At 72.7% G+C, this 1,443-nt stretch carries 1 protein-coding gene; it reads left to right on the forward strand.

The window, feature by feature from the left end:
- The first annotated feature begins 129 nt into the window (after positions 1-129).
- Entirely contained in the window at positions 130-1,419 is a 1,290-nt protein-coding gene (locus tag G6023_RS13150; protein ID WP_096906620.1) for an acyl-CoA dehydrogenase family protein, read from the forward strand.
- Positions 1,420-1,443 lie beyond the last annotated feature (24 nt).

Genomic DNA, 1,443 nt, shown 5'->3' on the forward strand with positions numbered 1-1,443 from the left:
GGAGGGGGTCTCCGTCTCGCCATTGTGGGTCACCCGTCGGCGGGCCCGCGCGCGACCCCCGGCCCCGGCCCGCGCGTGGAGACGCCGCGGAGCCGGGACCCGTTCGTCGGGCTGTGCCACGATGAACCCATGGACTTCTCCTCCTCGCCCCGCGCCGCTGAGCTCACCGCAGCCGTCCGCGAGTTCATCGACACCCACATCGCCCCGGTGGAGCCGGAGATCCACGCCGATATCGCCCGGCGTCGGCTCGCCGGCCAGGACCCGTGGGCGGTCGATCCGCGGGTCACGGAGCTCCAGGCCCGCGCCCGCGAGCAGGGACTGTGGAACCTCTTCCTCCCGGCCGGACACGAGGGGCCCTATGCCGAGCGCTACGGCACCCACGGCGGCACCGGCCTGAGCAACACCGACTATGCGCCGGTCGCCGAGGAGATGGGCCGCTCGTTCCTCGCCCCGCTGGTGTTCAACTGCAACGCCCCGGACACCGGGAACATGGAGGTCCTGCTCAAGTACGGCTCACAGGAGCAGAAGGACCGGTGGCTGGACCCGCTGCTCGACGGGAGGATCCGCAGCGCCTTCCTCATGACCGAGCCGGACGTGGCCTCCTCGGACGCCTCGAACATGGCCGCCACCGCCCGCATCGACGGTGACGAGGTCGTCCTCGACGGCCGGAAGTGGTGGTCCACGGGCGTCGGCCACCCGGACTGCAAGGTGGGCATCTTCATGGGCGTGTCCGATCCGGACGCGCACCGCTACCTGCGCCACTCGATGGTCCTGGTGCCGATGGACGCCCCCGGGGTCCGCGTCGAGCGCATGCTCACCGCCCAGGGGGTCTACGACGAACCGCTCGGCCACGGCGAGGTGACGCTGGAGGGCGTGCGGCTCCCGGTGTCCAGCATCATCGCCGGACCGGGCAGGGCCGCGGAGATCGCGCAGGGCCGACTGGGCCCGGGGCGCGTCCACCACTGCATGCGGTTGATCGGCCTGTCGGAGATGGCGCTGGACCTGGCCTGCCGCCGTGCCTCGGGTCGCGTCGCCTTCGGCAAGCCCATCGTCAACCTCGGCGGCAACCGTGAGCGTCTCGCCGAGGCGCGCATCGCGATCGACCAGGCGCGCCTGCTGGTCCAGCACGCAGCCTGGAAGCTCGACACCGAGGGACAGGCCGCAGTGGAGGTCAGTGCCATCAAGGCCGCCGTCCCGAAGATGGCGCAGCAGGTCATCGACATGGCCCTGCAGCTCCACGGTGGCGGCGGCATGAGCGACGACTTCCCCCTGGCCGGGGCGTACGCCACCGCGCGGTCGCTGCGACTGGCCGACGGCCCCGACGAGGTCCACCTCGGCGTCGTCGCCCGGGCCCTGCTCGCGCCCTACCGCGACGCCGCCACCACCGGTGGCACCGAGAAGACCGGGACGAACCGGTGACCGCCCGAGACGGCGCGCCCGACC

The sequence above is a fragment of the Dietzia sp. DQ11-71 genome, from assembly GCF_014144995.1.
Taxonomy (GTDB): domain Bacteria; phylum Actinomycetota; class Actinomycetes; order Mycobacteriales; family Mycobacteriaceae; genus Dietzia; species Dietzia kunjamensis.

Coding starts and splice junctions, on each gene's coding strand:
- G6023_RS13150 (WP_096906620.1), top strand. CDS start 130: ATGGACTTCTCCTCCTCGCCCCGCGCCGCTGAGCTCACCGCAGCCGTC.